Source organism: Alcanivorax sp. HI0044 (assembly GCF_001634945.1).
Map to the genome: position 1 here is coordinate 1 of NZ_LWEZ01001159.1, position 17,518 is coordinate 17,518.

Annotated in this window: 15 protein-coding genes and 1 pseudogene; 12 read left to right on the plus strand and 4 right to left on the minus strand. The window is 59.8% G+C overall.

Annotation, left to right across the window (positions count from 1 at the left end):
* From A3730_RS15000 to rimI, 3 genes are all read left to right on the plus strand, one after another.
* On the plus strand, positions 1-1,359 hold a 1,359-nt coding region (locus A3730_RS15000), incomplete at its 5' end, for a 2-isopropylmalate synthase (RefSeq protein WP_063538343.1).
* Between the two features lie 97 nt (positions 1,360-1,456).
* A complete protein-coding gene (locus A3730_RS15005) occupies positions 1,457-2,251 on the plus strand; it encodes a hypothetical protein (protein WP_063519582.1) in 795 nt (264 codons plus the stop codon).
* Positions 2,241-2,714 carry a ribosomal protein S18-alanine N-acetyltransferase gene (gene rimI / locus A3730_RS15010; RefSeq protein ID WP_063519581.1) on the plus strand — a complete coding sequence of 158 codons (474 nt, stop codon included), beginning with the start codon at positions 2,241-2,243 and terminating at the stop codon, positions 2,712-2,714. The genes A3730_RS15005 and rimI overlap by 11 nt, the downstream gene beginning before the upstream one ends.
* A gap of 325 nt (positions 2,715-3,039) precedes the next feature.
* Here rimI and A3730_RS15015 read toward each other — a convergent pair whose 3' ends face one another.
* Positions 3,040-3,465 carry a hypothetical protein gene (locus A3730_RS15015; RefSeq protein ID WP_063519580.1) on the minus strand — a complete coding sequence of 142 codons (426 nt, stop codon included), beginning with the start codon at positions 3,463-3,465 and terminating at the stop codon, positions 3,040-3,042.
* A 162-nt stretch (positions 3,466-3,627) separates the two neighbouring features.
* Here A3730_RS15015 and A3730_RS15020 point away from each other — a divergent pair, with 162 nt between their 5' ends.
* The 5 genes and pseudogenes from A3730_RS15020 to A3730_RS15040 all read left to right on the plus strand — a co-directional run bounded on the left by A3730_RS15020 (position 3,628) and on the right by A3730_RS15040 (position 6,713).
* Complete coding sequence (locus A3730_RS15020; RefSeq protein ID WP_063519579.1) at positions 3,628-3,963, plus strand: DUF2834 domain-containing protein; 336 nt, start codon at positions 3,628-3,630, stop codon at positions 3,961-3,963.
* A 71-nt stretch (positions 3,964-4,034) separates the two neighbouring features.
* The gene (gene prfC, locus A3730_RS15025) at positions 4,035-5,615 is read left to right on the plus strand and encodes a peptide chain release factor 3 (RefSeq protein ID WP_063519578.1); all 1,581 of its coding nucleotides are present in this window, start codon (positions 4,035-4,037) and stop codon (positions 5,613-5,615) included.
* 123 nt (positions 5,616-5,738) lie between these two features.
* Positions 5,739-5,981, plus strand: a complete 243-nt coding sequence (locus tag A3730_RS15030; RefSeq protein WP_063519577.1) for an MmcQ/YjbR family DNA-binding protein — start codon at positions 5,739-5,741, stop codon at positions 5,979-5,981.
* Positions 5,982-6,176: 195 nt separating this feature from the next.
* A pseudogene (locus tag A3730_RS15035) lies at positions 6,177-6,395 on the plus strand (MmcQ/YjbR family DNA-binding protein); the annotation flags it as partial.
* 18 nt (positions 6,396-6,413) lie between these two features.
* Positions 6,414-6,713 (plus strand): hypothetical protein, encoded by a 300-nt coding sequence (locus A3730_RS15040; protein WP_063519576.1) that lies wholly within the window; start codon positions 6,414-6,416, stop codon positions 6,711-6,713.
* A gap of 159 nt (positions 6,714-6,872) precedes the next feature.
* On the opposite strand, the gene A3730_RS15045 is transcribed toward A3730_RS15040, so the two are convergent.
* Positions 6,873-8,309 (minus strand): phospholipase D family protein, encoded by a 1,437-nt coding sequence (locus A3730_RS15045; protein ID WP_063519575.1) that lies wholly within the window; start codon positions 8,307-8,309, stop codon positions 6,873-6,875.
* Positions 8,310-8,859: 550 nt separating this feature from the next.
* On the opposite strand from A3730_RS15045, the gene A3730_RS15050 reads away from it, so the two are divergent.
* Positions 8,860-11,481: a DUF6351 family protein gene (locus A3730_RS15050; protein WP_063519574.1), complete on the plus strand. Its 2,622-nt coding sequence runs from the start codon at positions 8,860-8,862 to the stop codon at positions 11,479-11,481.
* Between the two features lie 119 nt (positions 11,482-11,600).
* Here the strand turns inward: A3730_RS15050 and A3730_RS15055 are convergent, their stop codons facing one another.
* Together A3730_RS15055 and A3730_RS15060 are read right to left on the minus strand one after the other, a co-directional pair.
* On the minus strand, positions 11,601-13,409 hold the full coding sequence (locus tag A3730_RS15055) for a beta-ketoacyl synthase (RefSeq protein ID WP_063519573.1): 1,809 nt from the start codon (positions 13,407-13,409) through the stop codon (positions 11,601-11,603).
* A 474-nt stretch (positions 13,410-13,883) separates the two neighbouring features.
* A complete protein-coding gene (locus A3730_RS15060) occupies positions 13,884-15,065 on the minus strand; it encodes an acetyl-CoA C-acyltransferase (protein WP_063538345.1) in 1,182 nt (393 codons plus the stop codon).
* A 310-nt stretch (positions 15,066-15,375) separates the two neighbouring features.
* Here A3730_RS15060 and A3730_RS15065 point away from each other — a divergent pair, with 310 nt between their 5' ends.
* From A3730_RS15065 to A3730_RS15075, 3 genes are all read left to right on the plus strand, one after another.
* Entirely contained in the window at positions 15,376-15,963 is a 588-nt protein-coding gene (locus tag A3730_RS15065) for a superoxide dismutase (protein WP_007151159.1), read from the plus strand.
* A gap of 189 nt (positions 15,964-16,152) precedes the next feature.
* Positions 16,153-16,704 carry a hypothetical protein gene (locus tag A3730_RS15070; RefSeq protein ID WP_063520366.1) on the plus strand — a complete coding sequence of 184 codons (552 nt, stop codon included), beginning with the start codon at positions 16,153-16,155 and terminating at the stop codon, positions 16,702-16,704.
* 62 nt (positions 16,705-16,766) lie between these two features.
* A partial coding sequence (locus A3730_RS15075) for a hypothetical protein (protein WP_063538347.1) occupies positions 16,767-17,518 on the plus strand: 752 nt, incomplete at its 3' end.

The following is a 17,518-nucleotide window of genomic DNA, read 5'->3' on the forward strand; positions in this document are numbered from 1 at the left end:
GACACCGTGCGCGAATCCACTATCTGTTCCCTGGCCCGCGCCAAGGCGGCGGATATCGACCGGGCGGCGGAGGCGCTGGCCGGGGCTGAATCCGGGCGCATCCATACCTTTATCGCCACCAGCCCGATCCACATGCAGCACAAGCTGCGGCTGGAGCCGGATCAGGTCATCGAACACGCGGTGGCGGCGGTCAAGCATGCGCGCAATCACATGGGTGATGTGGAGTTTTCCTGTGAAGATGCGGGCCGCTCCGAGATCGACTTCCTGTGCCGGATTATCGAAGCAGTGATTGATGCCGGTGCACGCACGATCAATATTCCGGACACCGTGGGTTATGCCATTCCCGAGCAGTTTGGCGATACCATCAGCCAGCTGCTCACGCGCATTCCCAATGCGGACAAGGCGATCTTTTCCGTCCATTGCCATAACGATCTGGGGCTGGCGGTGGCCAATTCCCTGGCGGCGGTGCAGGCCGGGGCGCGCCAGGTGGAATGTACCATCAACGGGTTGGGCGAACGGGCCGGCAACGCTTCCCTGGAAGAAATCGTCATGGCGGTGAAAACCCGTCAGGACCTGTTCAATGTGGACACCGGCATCAATGCCAAAGAGATCGTGCCTACCTCGAAAATGGTGTCACAGATCACCGGCTTCCCGGTGCAGCCCAACAAGGCCATTGTTGGCGCCAATGCCTTTGCCCATGAGTCCGGTATTCATCAGGACGGGGTACTCAAACACCGCGAGACCTACGAGATCATGTCTGCCGAGGATGTGGGCTGGCACACCAACCGCATGGTGCTGGGCAAGCACTCCGGCCGTGCCGCTTTTCGCGCCCGTCTGGACGAGCTGGGTATCAGCTTCGAATCCGAAGCGGCCATGAACGAGGCCTTTCAGCGCTTCAAGGATCTGGCTGACAAGAAGCACGAAGTGTTCGACGAGGACCTGCAGGCCCTGGTCAGCGACACCAAGAAAGCCGCCGAAGAAGAGCGCTTCAAACTGGTTCTGCTGGAAGCGACCGCGCGCACCGGGGAAACCCCGCAAGCCCGCATTGTGATGGCCATTGATGGTGTGGAGCAGGACGCCACGGCCAGTGGTGCCGGCCCGGTGGATGCGGCCTTCAAGGCGATCGAAAAACTGGCGGACAGCCACACCGCCCTGCAACTGTATTCGGTCAACGCGATTACTGCGGGCACCGACAGCCAGGGGGAAGTGACCGTACGCCTGGAGAAAGGCGGCCGTATCGTCAACGGCCACGGTGCGGATGTGGACATCATTACCGCCTCCGCCAAGGCCTACCTGAATGCCCTGAATCACTTCGCAGCTGGCGTGGAACGGGCCCACCCGCAGGCAGCGGATGTATGATGTGCTTGCCTGACGCCGAATGCCGGATGCCTGACGGTGGTGTTCTTTTTGCGTGGTGCTTGGTGCGTCCGGCGTCTGGCGGCACCGGAGGTGCTTCATGAACGAAGCGCAGCGCCAGAGTTACCTGAAAGCCATGGGGCTGACGCCCTGGGTGGCTCGTGTGGCTTTGCCCGGGGCGGCGCCCTCACCGGCATTGGACTGGCCGGAGGAAGAGCAGGCTAATGCTCCTGCATCGCCAGGGCCTGCTGTTGATGTGGCGGTGCCGTCCCGTGCTCCTGTCGGTGCTCCCTCGGGCACCCCTGAACCCAGCCCGGCAGCAGCGGCCGATCCCGAGCCTGAGGGATCGGCCGCCGCTGCATTGGCGAAAGCGCCGTCTGCCCGTTCCGTGGCACCTGCTCAAGAGCCGACGAAGGAGGAGGCCCCTGCGCCCGCCAAGGCGAAGGTGAAAGGGCTGACCTTTACCCTGGAAGCCCATCTCGGCGGCACCACCTGGCTACTGTGTGCCCAGGAAGACAGTCAGGCACCCGGGCTGGGGCGTTTCGAAGCCCCGTTGATGGCCAACCTGCTGGCGCTGTTCCAGGGGCGCCCGCAACGGCCGCGCCGTTTCTTCTGCCCTCTCACAGAACAGCCCATGCCGGCGGAAGAAGCCGCCCAGGCGTTGTCCGCCTTTGTGGCCGGGCTCAGTGAGCAAAGTGGGGGCGAGCGTGTGTTGTTATGTTTGCCGGAAGCGCTGGCCGAAGCCCTGTTTGAACAACCCCGTTATCAGCCCTTCGAGCTGGGACGGCTGCCGGCGCTGGTGATCAGTAGCCTGGCGGAAATGCTGGCTGATCCGGTGCAGCACAAGTCAGCCAGCTGGCAAGCCATGCAGGCCCATGGCTACGATGGCGTTTGATCCCGTCGGCCCGATCCGGGCCATGCAGGAATCGGATCTGGAGGCGGTGCTGGAGATCGAAAACGCCGCCCAGCTGACCCCCTGGACCCGCAACCATTTTCTTGATTGTCTCGGTAATGCCCATTATCTGTGCCAGACGGTGGAGCTGGCAGGGCAGCCTGCGGCCTTTCTTATCCTGTCACGCATTCTTGATGAAACCCATGTGCTCAATATCGCCGTGGCGCCTGCCCGGCAGCGCCAGGGGGTGGCCCGTCAACTGCTGAAACAGGCCATGGACGCGGCCCGCCGCGATGCAATGAGTGTGATCTACCTGGAAGTGCGGGAAAGCAATCACCGTGCCCGGGCGTTGTATGAGTCACTGGGCTTCACGGTATCGGGGACACGCAAGAATTATTACCGCCGGGGTGACGGCCACGAAGATGCAGTGCTGATGCAGTGCCTGCTGGCCTCGGGGCATAAATAGCTACGAGCTGCGAGAAAGCAGATAGGAAAGCTGATAGAGAGAAGGGGAAAACTCGCCAAGCATCGGTCTTTCTACGAAGCCGCAGTAGGAGCACCGTTTAGGGTGCGAACCTCGCGAAGCGAGGCCAGCGGCCTGGGCGGTCAGGAGGGATGGGTTGCAAAAGATATTGCGGGTAGACTCGAACTCCTGTCGCTTCGCTCTGTTCGTCCCCTGGAAGGGAACTCCTACAGTAAAACCCATCTTTGATTTCGCGGGTAGGGCGGTTGCCAGGTGGCACCATCCGCAACCGCGTTGCCGCTTGTAACGTGAAGCCTGGAGCGGCTTCTTATTCCAGCGGCATCCAGCCCTTTTCCGTATCCCGGAATTGGATCACCCGCTGACGCTGGAAGGTGTCGCCTTTCTTGAAATTACCATGCTCCACCCGCAGCGCGCTTAACGCCATGATCATGGCGAACCGGTCCAGGCCGGAGAGATCCTCGTTCCCTTTTACCTGGTTGGTATAGGTACTCAGATCTTCCTGGGCCTCCAGGTTGTAACTGACTTCCACGGTGTAGCGGCCATCGCCATCTTCGTAACCGTTTTGCTTTTCCACATCGGTAATTTCAAGCAGACCATCCAGGTGGGCGTTGCGCATCTCGGCTTCCAGGGCCTTCTGGGCATCACTGGCATCGGGGCTGCGGCTGCAGGCGCTCAACAGGGTCAGGGCGAGAAGGGCGGTCACGATGTGGACGCAACGAACGGTGGCAGACATGGCGGTGTCCTGATCAGGAAAAGGGAATCGTCACTCTAGCATCGCTTCCTTCGTCAACCCAATGTCTGAGTGTTTCACCGGCTTGCCAGGCAAAAGCTGGACACCGGGGCAGCGAATGCCAAGGATAGACGTAACTGGATACCTACCAAGGAGTGGTTGCTCATGTCAGAAAGCCTGTTTCGTCGTCTGTTGATCCTGGTCGCGTTGATTTTCTGTGGTGCTTTTGCCGTGCTGGTGGTTCCACCGCTCATGGCTAACCCGGATGTGCTGGGCGCCGCTGCAAGCGGTTTCGTCAATCCCTATGCGGCTGGCTACGCTACGGATGTGATTCTGTGCTGGGTGATTCTGGCGATCTGGGTGCTGTTCGAGCGCCAGCGTTACCAGGTGCGTGGTGGCTGGCTGGCCCTGTTGCTGGGCGTGGTGCCCGGTGTGGCGGTGGGTTTTGCCTTGTACCTGCTGATGCGCCAGCGCCAGTTGAAAGGCTCTGGATTGGTTTGAGGGGTGGGAAATGAGGCGGTGAAGGCTGTTATACTCGCGCCCTCGAAATACCCAGTCAGAGATTGAGCCCCATGAGCCTGCAAGACCAGGTGGCCAAGCGCCGCACCTTCGCGATTATTAGTCACCCGGACGCCGGTAAAACCACCATTACCGAAAAACTGCTGTTATACGGAAACCTGATCCAGAGCGCGGGTACCGTAAAGGGCAAGAAGTCCGGTAAGCATGCCACCTCTGACTGGATGGAGATGGAGAAGGAGCGGGGCATTTCCGTGACCACCTCGGTGATGCAATTCCCCTACAAGGACGCCACGGTCAACCTGCTGGATACCCCCGGCCACGCGGACTTCTCCGAAGATACCTACCGCACCCTCACGGCGGTGGACTCGGCGCTGATGGTGATCGACGCCGCCAAGGGGGTGGAGCAACGGACCGTCAAGCTGATGGAAGTGTGTCGCTTGCGTGATACGCCGATTCTCACCTTCATCAACAAGCTGGATCGGGATGTGCGCGATGGCATCGACGTGCTCGACGAAATCGAGGACGTGCTGAATATCGAGTGCGCGCCGATCACCTGGCCCATTGGTATGGGCAAGAGCTTCAAGGGGGTCTACAACCTGCTCACTGACACCACCGTGCTGTACAAGACCGGTCAGGGCCACACTGTGCAGGACGTGCGCGAGGTGAAAGGGCTCAATAATCCCGAGCTGGATGAGGCCGTGGGCGCTGACTACGCCGAGGAGCTGCGCGACACTCTGGAGCTGGTCCAGGGCGCCAGCCACGAGTTCGATCTGGAGCGTTTCCTGGCCGGCAAACTGACCCCGGTTTTCTTCGGCACCGCGCTGGGCAATTTCGGCGTTGACCATATGCTCGATGGCCTGGTGCAGTGGGCGCCGCCACCGCAGCCTCGCGATGCGACGGCTCGCACCGTGGCGGCCGATGAGCCCAAGATGACCGGCTTTGTGTTCAAGATTCAGGCCAACATGGACCCCCGCCACCGTGACCGTATTGCCTTTATGCGCATTTGTTCTGGCAAGTACCAGAAGGGCATCAAGCTAAAGCAGGTGCGTACCGGTAAGGACGTGCGTATTCCCGATGCGCTGACCTTCCTGGCCGGTGAGCGTGATAATGTGGACGAGGCTTTTTCCGGTGACATTATCGGGCTGCATAACCATGGCACCATTCAGATCGGCGATACTTTCACCGAAGGCGAAGAGCTGGCCTTCACCGGCATTCCGCACTTTGCACCGGAACTGTTCCAGCGGGTGGTGCTCAACGACCCGCTCAAAAGCAAGCAGCTGCACAAGGGCCTGACCCAGCTGGCAGAAGAGGGCGCTACCCAGGTGTTCTTCCCGCTGCGTAACAACGATGTGATTCTCGGTGCAGTGGGTACCCTGCAGTTCGACGTGGTGGCTGCGCGTTTGAAAGGCGAATACGGGGTAGATTGCCGTTATGAGCCGGTGAGTGTGGCCACGGCTCGCTGGGTGGAAGCCGATAGTGAAAAAGACATGTCTGCCTTTGAACGCAAAGCCTACGATAATCTGTCCCGGGACGGTGCAGGGCACCTGACCTACCTGGCGCCCACGCGGGTGAACCTGCAACTGGCCCAGGAGCGACACCCGGATATCCGTTTCCGTGAAACCCGGGAAATCTGAGAAGGCAATTAATAGTTAACAGTGAATAGTTAACAGCGAAAATCAGAAGAACCTGACCCATGCTAAACCTGGCCGTTTTACGACGGCTCGGGTAATGGAACCCGCATTTGAAACGAGGTGGACATGGATGCCGATACCGCTCGCCAATATCTTCTCGGCAAGCCTGAAGCGATGGAGGATTATCCTTTCGGCCCGGGTGTGGCGGTGATGAAAGTGCGCGACAAGATGTTCGCAACGCTGGGGCAGGAGGGTGGTGAAGGGCGCATGAATCTGAAGTGCGATCCGGATCAGGCTCATGCAGGCTGTTGGAAAGCCCCTTACATACTCAGTCTTCCAGGCTGGCTCGCAATCTACGCGCAATGTTGAAGGTGTGTGTCCACCCATCGAGACATTGCAACAACGAGTGCGGGCCAGCCTGGAAGACCCGGAGGGCGAGGCCAGAAGGGCACATCTGCTGCGCTTTGTCGCTAGGAAAGGGAACCACCCTGCCCGTCGCGACAAAACACAACAGCTGCACCCTTCTGACCACGCTGAGTACGCAAGGGGCTTTCCAACAGCCTGCTAGCGCTGCGGGACATCTTTTCCTCCGTGCTGCCCGGCTATCACATGAACAAGAAACACTGGAATACGGTCAAACTGGATGGCTCCATTCCCGAGGGGGAGATTCAGCGCATGATTGACCATTCCTTCGCGTTGGTGATCAAAGGCTTGTCGAAAAAAGTGCGTGAAGGCATGGAAGTGCGCCACGGCCGTGAAGCACTCTATGGCGGACAGAACTGAACAGGCAGGGAGACAGCAATGGCGGTAGTCATCGGTGGCGTTATCATTATCTGGCTGGGCCTGACCATGGGCGCGGCAGGCTTGCGCTGGTTGGGTGTGGAGCTGCATTACCCGGCCCGTCTGGCTGCACCGGTGTTGCTGGCGGTGCTGGAAACAGTGCTGTTCTTGTTGTTTGTTCCCGGCACGGCGTTGTTGCCGCCAAGCTGGGGTTGGCCCATGGCGGGTGGTCTGGTGGCCGCGGCCTGGCTCATCAACGGCGGCGTCGCCGGCCTGGACTGGCATCGCAATCGGCCAGTGAAAGAGGAAGGCGTGAGTTGAAAGTTCAAAGTTCAAAGTTGAAACGCGAGGGCTGGAAGGTAGAGGCTTGCGCGGTGTTGGGCTCCGCGTTTCAAGCGTTTAGGCGCGTCCACTAAAAGTGAAATGCATGTTTGCATTTTGCGCGCCTTTAAACTTTGAACTTTCACCTTTTAACTTGCTTTAAAAACTGCTCCAGCCAGTGAATTCCATTCCCCGATACAACCAGTACTTCCACACCGAGTCATCCGCATACACCGCATAGTCGGTGCTGTGCTTTTCGTCGTAACGGTTTTCCCAGCGCCGTTCAAAGGTGTCGCTGGCCTGTTGCATGATGGCGTGGTCGGGGGCGGCGATCAGCCGCACGCTACTCTCCAGATTCAGGTTATCCAGATTTCGCCGGGTGTAGTTGGCGGAGCCAAGGATCAGTGCGGCGCTGTTGGCGCTGCGCCGTAACAGCATCTTGGTATGGCATTGTTCTCCCTGGGTGTTGCACCAGCGCACGGGGATGCCGGCGTTGTGCAATTCACTCCCCACCTGGCGGTTGGGTATCCCGTTCTTCTCACGCCCGAAGGCATCCTTGTTGGGATCCAGCAGGACGCGCAATTGTACGCCCCGTTGCTGTGCCGCGAGCAGGGCCTCCATCAGCGGGCGATGGGACAGATAGAACACGGACACATCAACCTGGTCGCCGGCCTGACTTTGGTTGAGGGTTGCCAGCAAGGCATCACGAATGGCGCCTTCGGTGAGTAGTTGCAGGCGGGCGTCGGCGGCCGGGTCAGTCGGTTGTGTTGGCAAGGTGGGGAGTGTGGGCAGTCGGGTGGCGGTCAGCTCTGCGACAGCCAGTTCACTGGCCAGCAGGTCTTTGACCGCATTGCCCTGAAAGCGTAAGCCGATATTGCTGTGGGCGCTGCTGCCATCGTGGGCATTGGCGGAGGTGACCAGGCCGGTCCAGTGTTCACCTTCGTCCACCACCAGGGTCTTGCGGTGATTGGCCTTGAAGTTCAGCAGTGTCAGGTAGCTGCGCAGGGAGACCTGTCCCGGCCCCATGGGATTGGGCAGCCAGCCCTTGTCCGGGTTGTTGCCCAGCCACTGGCAGCATACCCGCCACAGGCCGGACCAGCTGGGGTTGGAGTCACGCAGTGCCGGCAAAGGTGTGGTGACGACGGTGATGTTGGCTTTCTTCAGGCGCGTAAGGTGCTTGCTGTGGAGCCCGCCATAAAGCGTATTGATGGGGTCGGTGATGACCACGATCGGCATTGTCGGGTGGCTGGCGCGCCGGGCCAGCAAGGCGTCGGTGAGCTCGCTGGACAAGGCCCGGTCGCTCTCGTTGGCAGTGCCCTGAAAATCGTTGAACAGGAACATGTCGACCACGATGAGTTTTTCCGCCTGACCGATTAAGCGGAAGAATTCGTCGAAAATATGTTGTCGGCTGAGCCGCGTGGCCTCGCCACCGTTGTCGCTTTCCCAGGTATCGTCCACCAGCAATTTGAGCCCGTGAACTGCATGGGTTTCCCCTTGCACGTTCAACCCCGCAGGAAGCGGCTTGTAGCGGTGCCAAAGGGCGGTGCTGGCGGTCAGGGCAACCAGCATCAGCAGGGCGAGTTTCAGGCGGGTCATAGGCAGTCCTGTGCATTCGATGGGGCTACCTTATCAGCTAATGGGTTGTGCGCCATGCGGTCCCGGCATTCCTTTCTCATTAGGTGGCACATTCGTGCAACATTCTGAAAAGAATGCCGGCTCCACGGTAACTATGGTACTACGGTGCCACAACAGTGTGGCGCCGATAACTCTCTGACAATCAAGGTCTACCCGTGCGTATTGCGCGGATCTTAACAAGGGAGTCTCTGAATAACCCCTTGCGTACTCAGCGTGGCCAGAAGGGTGCAGCTGTTGTGTTGTGTCGCGACGGACAGGGTGGCTCCCTTTCCTAGCGATAAAGCGCAGCAGATGTGCCCTTCAGGCCGCGCCCTCCGGGTCTTCCAGGCCGGCCCGCACTCGTTGTTGCGTTTTTTCGATGGATGGACATACACCTTCAAAATCGCGCCTAGATTGCGAGCCAGCCTGAAAGACTGAGCATGCAAGGGGTTATTCAGAGACTCCCAAGAACAATCAGTGGTCCACGCTGATCCCGGCGCGCCAGCGGCTGCCGCCCGGGGAGGAGCCTGCGATGAAAATGCTTGCGTTTGCCATGCCTGTCACCCTGACCCTTTTGCTCACTGCCTGTGGCGGGGGCGGCTCATCGTCGGTGCCGGTGACCAGTAATCCCCCTGCCGGGCCCACCCCCAATGAGCCCGGTGACCCGATTGCCGGGGCAGGCGAAATCCGGGTGCTTTCCAACCGGGCAGACCTGATCAGCGGCGGTGATGCACTGGTGGAGGTGATCACCCCCGATGCGGCCCAGCTTGAAGGCGCGGTGGTGACACTGGGGGACAGGGCCGTCACTGACCAGCTGACGCCTACCGACGCCGGTACCCTGAAAGGCCTGATCAATGGCCTGGCGCTGGGCAGCAACCGGCTGACCGTGGAGCTGGCGGATGACAGTGTGCTGGAACGGATCATTATCAATCACCCCAATGGGGGGCCGGTGATTTCCGGGCCGCAGATTCAGCCCTGGCAATGCACCAATGCGGCGGCGGTGGATGCCCAGTGCAACCAGCTGGCTGAGTACAGCTTCAAGTATGTGCCCGCCGACAAGTTGCAGAATTTGCTGACCAATTTTGATCCGGAAAATCCAGGGATTCCCGGCGCCTTTCAACCTTACGACCCCGCCAATCCACCGGCCCAGGCTGCCATTGCCAGGATCACCACGGATGCCGGTGTGGAGGTGCCCTTTATCGTGCGCATGGAAGAGGGCGTGCAGAACCGGGATCGCTACCTGATCATGACCCTGTACCAACCGGATCAACCCTGGACCGCGCTGAACCCGCAGCCCCAGTGGAACGGTAAATTGCTGATTCACCACGGCGGTAACGTGGGCGTGAGCTATGGCATGGGTAACCCTCCCCGAGGTGATATCGCCGGTACGGCCCCGGAAGGCGCCGAGCTGTTGCTGGGTGACAGTATCACCACGGCGCTGGGGCGCGGTTTCATGACCCTCTCCACCGCCCAGGGGAACCTGGGACATAACGGCAATCTGGTGACGGCGGCGGAATCACTGATGATGGGCAAGGAGCGCATCGTCGAGCAGTACGGTGAAATTCGTTACACCATTGGCACGGGATGTTCCGGTGGTTCCATCACCCAGCAGCATGTGGCCAATGCGTATCCGGGCATTTATCAAGGCATGATCGTGCAGTGCTCCTACCCGGATGTGTGGACCACGGCCACCCAGTTCGCCGATTACAACTTACTTAGCCAGTATTTCGGCAATCAGCTGCCTTCCGACCCGCAAGGCTTTCAGGATGTGGTCACCCGGTTGTTGAGTTCCGGGGTGATTCCCGCTGCGCAATGGTCCGCGTTCTATGGCCATCTGCCGTTGAATCCGCTGGTCTCGGATCTGGCCTTTTTCCCGGCAGCCTACCCTGACCAGCAAAGCTGCCCGGGCCTGGAAGACGGGGTGACCGTCTATGACGCCCAGGACGCTCCGGATGGGTTGCGTTGTGGCTTGCTGGATTACATGAAGTCCCAGTTCGGGCTGCGTTCGCCAGAAGTGTGGTCTGCGAACGAACACCTGCTGTCACGAGGATTCGGGGGCATTCCGCTGGATAACGTGGGCGTTCAATATGGTCTGCGGGCGTTGCAGAGTGGTGTGATTACCGGTGACCAGTTCCTGAAAGTGAATCGGGAAATTGGCGGCTTCAATGTGGATATCGACTACCAGCCGGAGCGCACCGTGGCCGATAGCCAGGCGCTGTACAATGCTTACCGCACCGGTGCCATTAATACTGCCGAGCACCTGGCCAATGTGCCGATTATTGATCTGCGCGGCCCGGACCCGGGGATTGCCCACGATGCCTATCACTCCTGGCAGATGCGCGCCCGCCTGGAAAAGACCCAGGGGCACGCGGATAACCAGGTGATCTGGTACGGCCCGGCGCCATTGTTTGGTGATACGGTTTATACCACCGAGGCGCTATTGGTGATGGATTTGTGGCTGTCGCAAATTGAAGCGGACGCCTCGGCATTGAGCATTGAAGAAAAAGTCCGGGAGCACAAACCGGTCTACGCCCGTGACCGTTGTCTGTCGGTGTCTTCGCTGGTGGGCCTGGAAGGCCCTATCGTGCCGCTCAGCGGTAACCTGCTGTATCCAACCCCGATTCTGCCGGGGCTGGACCTGTCGTTGTTGCCGGCGGCGCCGGCAGAGGCGGGCGTGGTGGTGGATGCGCTGACCGGCCAGGTCTGCGGGTTGGACCTGAGTGAACTGCCGGTGGTGTCCGATATCCCCGTGGTGGGCGATCTGTTGGGCACTGTGGCGGATTTGTTATCGCCGATTACCGATCCCTTGGTGGGCCTGCAGCAAACCGTAGTGCAGACCCGTTTTGGCACCCCCCGCACGGTGGCTGGTGACAGCATTGAAACCCTGACCAACAAGTGCCAGCTCAAACCGGTGGACCCGGCGGACTACCCTCTGGCACTGGATCCGCAAGGGTTTGCCGAGCAGGTGGCCGAGGTTTTCCCGCAGGGGGTGTGTGATTACAGCAAACCGGGGGTGGGGGTGGCACCCACCGAAACCTGGCTGCAATACGGTGATGCGGAACAGGTGATTTATGGTGGTGAAGCGCTGCCTGGCGATGCTCCTTCGTCAGGGCAGGGCTGGGCGTCACCCGCGTTTGAGGTGGAGATTCGTTGATCTTCAGTGGCTGGGGATGTTGAGTGTCGAGTGGCGAGAAACGCGTTGCGAAGACCGGGAAAGGTTTTCGCAACTTGAAACTCGTACCTCGTTACTCGCCCTTTCCCATCCGAGCAGCGCTAGAGATTGATTTGGTAAGCCGCCAGGCCGTTGTCGTCATCAAAGGTCATGACGGGGCCGTTATTTAACTGCACCGCCTTATCACTCAGGGTGACGTGCTCATCTCCCAGTACCCCCTCGTTAAAGCGGTAAACCGGTTTTGGTGCCTCGGTCAGGCAGTGGTCGCGGAAACGGGCCTTGGCCTGCAGCACCGGGTCCCGTGCCGTCTGCCAGTGTGTTATGGCCTGTTGGCCATGCCGTTGCCGCAACAGGCTTTCCGTGACCGTCGGTGATAGCGCCACGGCGGTGGCGTTGTTACCGCCGAAGCCCTTGGAATTGATCAGCGAGGCCTGCAATGCATCGTGGGGTTGATGCTCCAGGCAGAAATTCAGGTGATCGCGGTGCACATCGTCGGCAATGTGGTCCACGGTGCGAATGCCCGGCAGCCAGCCCTGGGCAAAACTGCCCAGGGTGGCAGACAGCTGGTCGCCACCGGCACTGCCCAGCGAATGCCCCACATAGGCCTTGATGGCGACCACCGGCCAGTGCTCAATCCCGAAGGCCTTGGCGGTGCGCTCCAGAATCACGGATTCGGTGATCCGGTTCTGCGGCGTGCCGGTGCCGTGGGCGTGCACAAAGCTGTGCTCGCGCAGGCCCTTCTCGCCGATCAGCTGGCGGGTGAGGGCTGCGGCCTTGCCCACAGTCAGGTAGTTGCCCACACCGGGGGCTGAGATGGATTTTTTGCCGCCATCGGCATGGATGAACACATCTGGCACGGCGCCGAGAATGTCCGCGCCCAGTTCCAGCGCCAGGGTATCGTCCATCAGCACGGTAAACTGGGTGGATTCGGCCATGGTGAAACCGCAGTTTTCCGAGAACGGGCGGCAGGCCCGGTTCAGGTCGGCGCTGGCGGCGCCGTCCAGGGCGGCCAACGCCTGATCCTCCGCCAGTGCACCCATGGCCCGGTATCCCTCCATGATCTCTGGCACCAGCGGTGCTTCGCTGGTGCCCACAATGGCGACACGCACCCGGCCACTGCGAATGGCATGGACGCCTTTTTCCAGGTTATAGAGGAAAGTCGCGCAGGCGCCGAGCATGCCACCGGTGGTGCCGACGGAGTGCAATACATAGGCATTGAGAAAGTCGGCGGTCATTTCGCCCAGCCCCAGCGGCACCTGTTTGGAAGTGATGCGCTGGCCGTTGGGCGGGAAGCGCATGACGCCGCCCAGGCCGTTGTCATCCATCTGTGACATGGCATTGCTGGCGTATACGGCGACTTGATCCGGGCGTACCCGGGCGGCGACCTGCGCCCAATCCATACCCAGATCACCCAGCGCATCACTGATGCCAAAAATGGCCATTTGCAGGGCGCGGGGGTGGTTGCGGGAGGCGTATAGCGCGCCGGGATCAAAACCGTCCGGCAATTGGCCGGCGGCGCTGACCCGGCGAGGCGTGTCGTGGGGCACCCGCAAGCCCAGCCCGGCGGGGAGGGTGACGCGGCTGCGGCGCTTGTCCACGGCGCTGACCTGCCAGCCCGGAGGCAAGGTGTCGGGCAGGTCCATATTACGCATTTCCAGCGTGATGGGGGCGTCGCTGGTGCCGGCGAGTGCGGCGTGGAGCTGGTGGCTGTCGGGGAGTGCGCGGATCAGGGTGCGGGCCAGCACGGTCTCGCTGTCATTGCCGGTGAGTCGGGCCAGCGCGGTTCGCGTGTCGTTTTGCTGGGCCTCATTCAGAGCATCGAAAACAAGCCGCTGGAAAGCGAAATGCTGGGCACTGCGGCCGGCGGCATTGATGCCGCCCATGGCGGTAATAACGGGTAATGCTGACATGGTGCTCCCGGGCTTATGCCCAACCCAAAACGGTGACTAGCCGGTCAGGGTACAGGTGAAATCCGGGTTTGCGTATACGACAGAGGGCGAATCCGGTCAGGAAAGTGCAACAGAGTTTTAAAATGAAAGCGGATGTTTCGGGGTGGGGGGGCTACGAAGCTGCTGTAGGAACGAAGCGTAGCGGAGTAACGCACGTAGTTCCGTACGGCCCGAAGGGTGAGCGGAGCGAATAATACCGCTCGAGCCGCGAATCGAGCGGAAGCAAGGCAGAGAAGCGTGATCATTTAGAAAGATCTGCTAGGCCCTGGAATACCTGATCGCCCTACGGGCGATTTCCGCGCAAGCGCGGTTCGCGGCTCAAGCGCCGCTCCTACGGAGGGGTGATAGAGGTGGAATACAGAGGGCGGCGCCAACAAAAAACGGGGCCTTTAGGCCCCGTTTTCGTCTGGCATCAAGCGTCCAGCGTCAGGCGTCTCACACCAGCTCGATAGCCACTGCGGTGGCTTCGCCGCCGCCGATACACAGGCTGGCCACACCGCGTTTGCCGCCGGTGCGCTTGAGCGCGTGGATCAGGGTCAGGATGATGCGTGAGCCGGTGGAGCCCACCGGGTGACCCAGGGCACAGGCGCCGCCGTGGATGTTCACTTTCTCGTGGGGAATGCCCAGATCGATCATCGGCATCATCGCCACCATGGCGAAGGCTTCGTTGATCTCGAACAGGTCCACATCGTCCACGCTCCAGCCGACCTTCTTCATCACCGCTTCGGTGGCACCAATGGGGGCAATGGTGAACTCGCTGGGGTGTTTGCTGTTGGTGGCGTGGGCGAGGATGCGGGCCAGCGGCTGCAGGCCGCGCTCGTTGGCCACGGATTCACGGGCCAGTACCAGCGCTGAGCCACCATCGGAGATGGAGCTGGCGTTGGCGGCGGTGACGGTGCCGTCTTTGGCGAAGGCCGGGCGCAGGGTGGGGATCTTGTCGATCTTGGCGTTGCCCGGTTGTTCGTCGGTGTCGACAACCACTTCACCCTTACGGGTCTTCACGGTCACCGGCACGATTTCGTCCTTGAACCAGCCGTTATCGACGGCCGCATTGGCGCGGTTCAGGGATTCGATGGCGTAGTTGTCCATGTCTTCGCGGGTGATGTTGCGCTTGTCGGCCACTTCCTGGGCGAAAGAGCCCATCAGGCGGCCAGTTTCTGCATCTTCCAGGCCATCCAGGAACATGTGATCAAAGATCTGGCCGTGGCCCATGCGCATGCCGGCACGGGCTTTGTCCAGCACGTAGGGGGCGTTGGTCATGGATTCCATGCCGCCGGATACCACGATGTCGTTGGTGCCAGCCTTGATGGAATCGTAGGCAAACATGGTGGCCTTCATGCCGGAACCACACAGCTTGTTGATGGTGGTGGCGCCGGTGCTGTCCGGCAGGCCGGCCAGACGCATGGCCTGACGGGCCGGGCCCTGTTTCAGGCCGGCGGGCAGTACACAGCCCATGATGACTTCCTGTACGTCCTCGGCTTTCAGGCCGGCGCGAGCGACCGCTTCGCGGATGGACGCGGCACCCAGTTCCGGGGCGCTGACAGCGGACAGGGAACCCTGGAAACCGCCCATGGCGGTGCGGGCACCGTTTACAATGACGACTGCATCATCAGACATGTTTTTCTCCTGCCAAACAGTTGAAGGCGTTAACAGAACGCAAAAGAAACGTCCCGGAACGTAAAAATTGGGGCGCATTGTACTTGAAACAAGGGCGTTGCGCCCCATCTGACAAGGACCTGCCGGTCACGTATTGCTGGCAAATGATAGGTTTTGTCTATGATACCGAAAGGCAAAGCCTTGCCAGAGTAGAGAACACGACCGGTAGCTTGTTATTATCGTTCGGCCGCAGGCCACCGGCAGGTTGTCTGCGGGGAATTTCGGCCCGTTGCAGTGAGCAATGGGACAACATGATGTCAGGGGACAAATTATGGCTTTTGAATTACCGCCGCTTCCGTTCGAGAAAAATGCACTGGAACCGCATATTTCTGCCGAAACGCTGGAGTATCACCACGGCAAGCACCACAACGCCTACGTGACCAAGCTGAACGACATGGTTGCCGGCACCGACAACGAAGGCAAATCCCTGGAAGAAATCATCAAGAGCGCCGAAGGCGGTCTGTTCAACCAGGCAGCCCAGGTATGGAACCACACCTTCTACTGGAACAGCCTCAGCCCCAATGGCGGCGGTGCTCCCAGTGGTGATCTGGGCGCAGCCATCGACAAGGCGTTCGGTTCTTTCGACGAGTTCAAGAACCAGTTCAATGCCAAGGCAACCGGTAACTTCGGTTCCGGCTGGACCTGGCTGGTGAAAAACAGCGATGGCAGCCTGGAAATCGTCAACACCGACGATGCGGACACCCCGATTGCCCACGGCAAGGGTCAGGCCCCGCTGTTCACCGTGGACGTGTGGGAGCACGCCTACTACGTGGACTACCGCAACGCCCGTCCCAAGTATCTGGAGTCCATCTGGAACCTGATCAACTGGGATTTCGCAGCCAGCAACTTTGCTGCATAAACCCGGTTGGGTAAGCCTGAAGGGGTCTTTGCAGATACCGTTCAGGCAATGAAAAGGGCCGCTTTTGCGGCCTTTTTTGTGTCTTTATGGCGATAGAAGGGTAAGTTTGGTAGCGTCCGACAGGCTCGGGATCTTGTTGGCCGGATGACGGTCAAATTCCGGGATAATGATGACAATAACAGGTGTTGTATGCGTTTTATTGGATTGGTGATGTTGCTGGCCGGCTTGTGGGTGACTCCGGCCATGGCAGCCGAACAGGCGAGTGACACAAAAACAGCGCAAACAAAGAGCGCTGACGAAGCAGCAAAAAGCCCGGAGCAGCAGGCCATGGATAAACTGGCCGCTGCGGGAATTGGTGAAGCGATAAAGGCGATCAAGAAATTTGGCAGTTTTTACCCTTTCGGATTGGTCCAGAAGGGGGATTCTGCGCAGGCAATGACTTATACAGGCGAAAAAGAGGATGCTCCAGCGCCAGAGCAATGGGTGGAGGTTCTGTACAGAAAGCTTCAAGAAGAAGGGAAGAAAAAGCCGGATGTGGACATGCTGGCTTTATTCCGACTGCATGAAATCAGCGATGATGAAGGGAACCAGGTAATCGGTGTTTGGGCCCTCGTCGATCATCGGGATGTGCGGCCGTGGGTTATTTTCCTGCCATTTCTTGAGAAAGATAACGGAAAATACGAACCGGGCGAGCCAGTCTACTACCCGACCGACCAATCGCTGTTCGATCATTCAGAGTAACGTTGACAGCCAACGTTGAGATAAATAATCAACCAAACGGGGTGTCCCCCGGGAAGTAAAGCATGACGCGAGATCGTGAAGTCAATCTTGGTGACCTGAATGACGTTGCTGTTGATGAACCCCGAGCCAGTACGCCTAGTGCGGCGTTGGGTGGTAATGGCAAAAAAGCGCCTCCGGGTAGCGGCAAACCGGCGCCGAAACCGCACAAGCCGGCGCCTTCTGGTGGTGGCAATGGTGGCTGGATGGCCGCGTGCCTGGTGTTGGTCGTGCTGATCGCTGTTCTGGGTGTCTGGTTTAGCAAGCAGGTCTCCGGGTTGCAGGCGCAGCTGGATAACCGGTTGACGGAATCCAGTGAAAAAATGGGCAACCTTCAATCCCGTTTGTCGGCGACCGATGAAAGCCTCAACCAGTCCTCCGGCAAACTGCTGGATACGGTTCAGACCCACGGCAAGAAGCTGGAAGCGAATGAAGATGAAATCCGCAAATTGTGGGATCTGAGCAACAAGCGCAATAAAGCTGCCATCGCCGAGCAGAAAAAGGCTCTGAGCGCCCTGTCCTCCTCGGTCACCGAGGTCAAAAAAGGCCAGGCGGGTGTGGACGGTAAATTAAAAAATATCAGCAGCGATGCCGCGGCCCTCAAAAAACAGGTGGAAAGCGCGGTGGCTGCGGTGAACAAAAGCAGCGACCAATGGCAGAGCCAGATCGGGCAAATGCAGACACGGGTGGAAGTGCTGGTGGACAGCATCAAGCAGCTTGAGCGTCAGCAAGCCAGCCTGAAAAGCGGTCTGGACAAGGTGGAAAAAGCCCAGGGCAA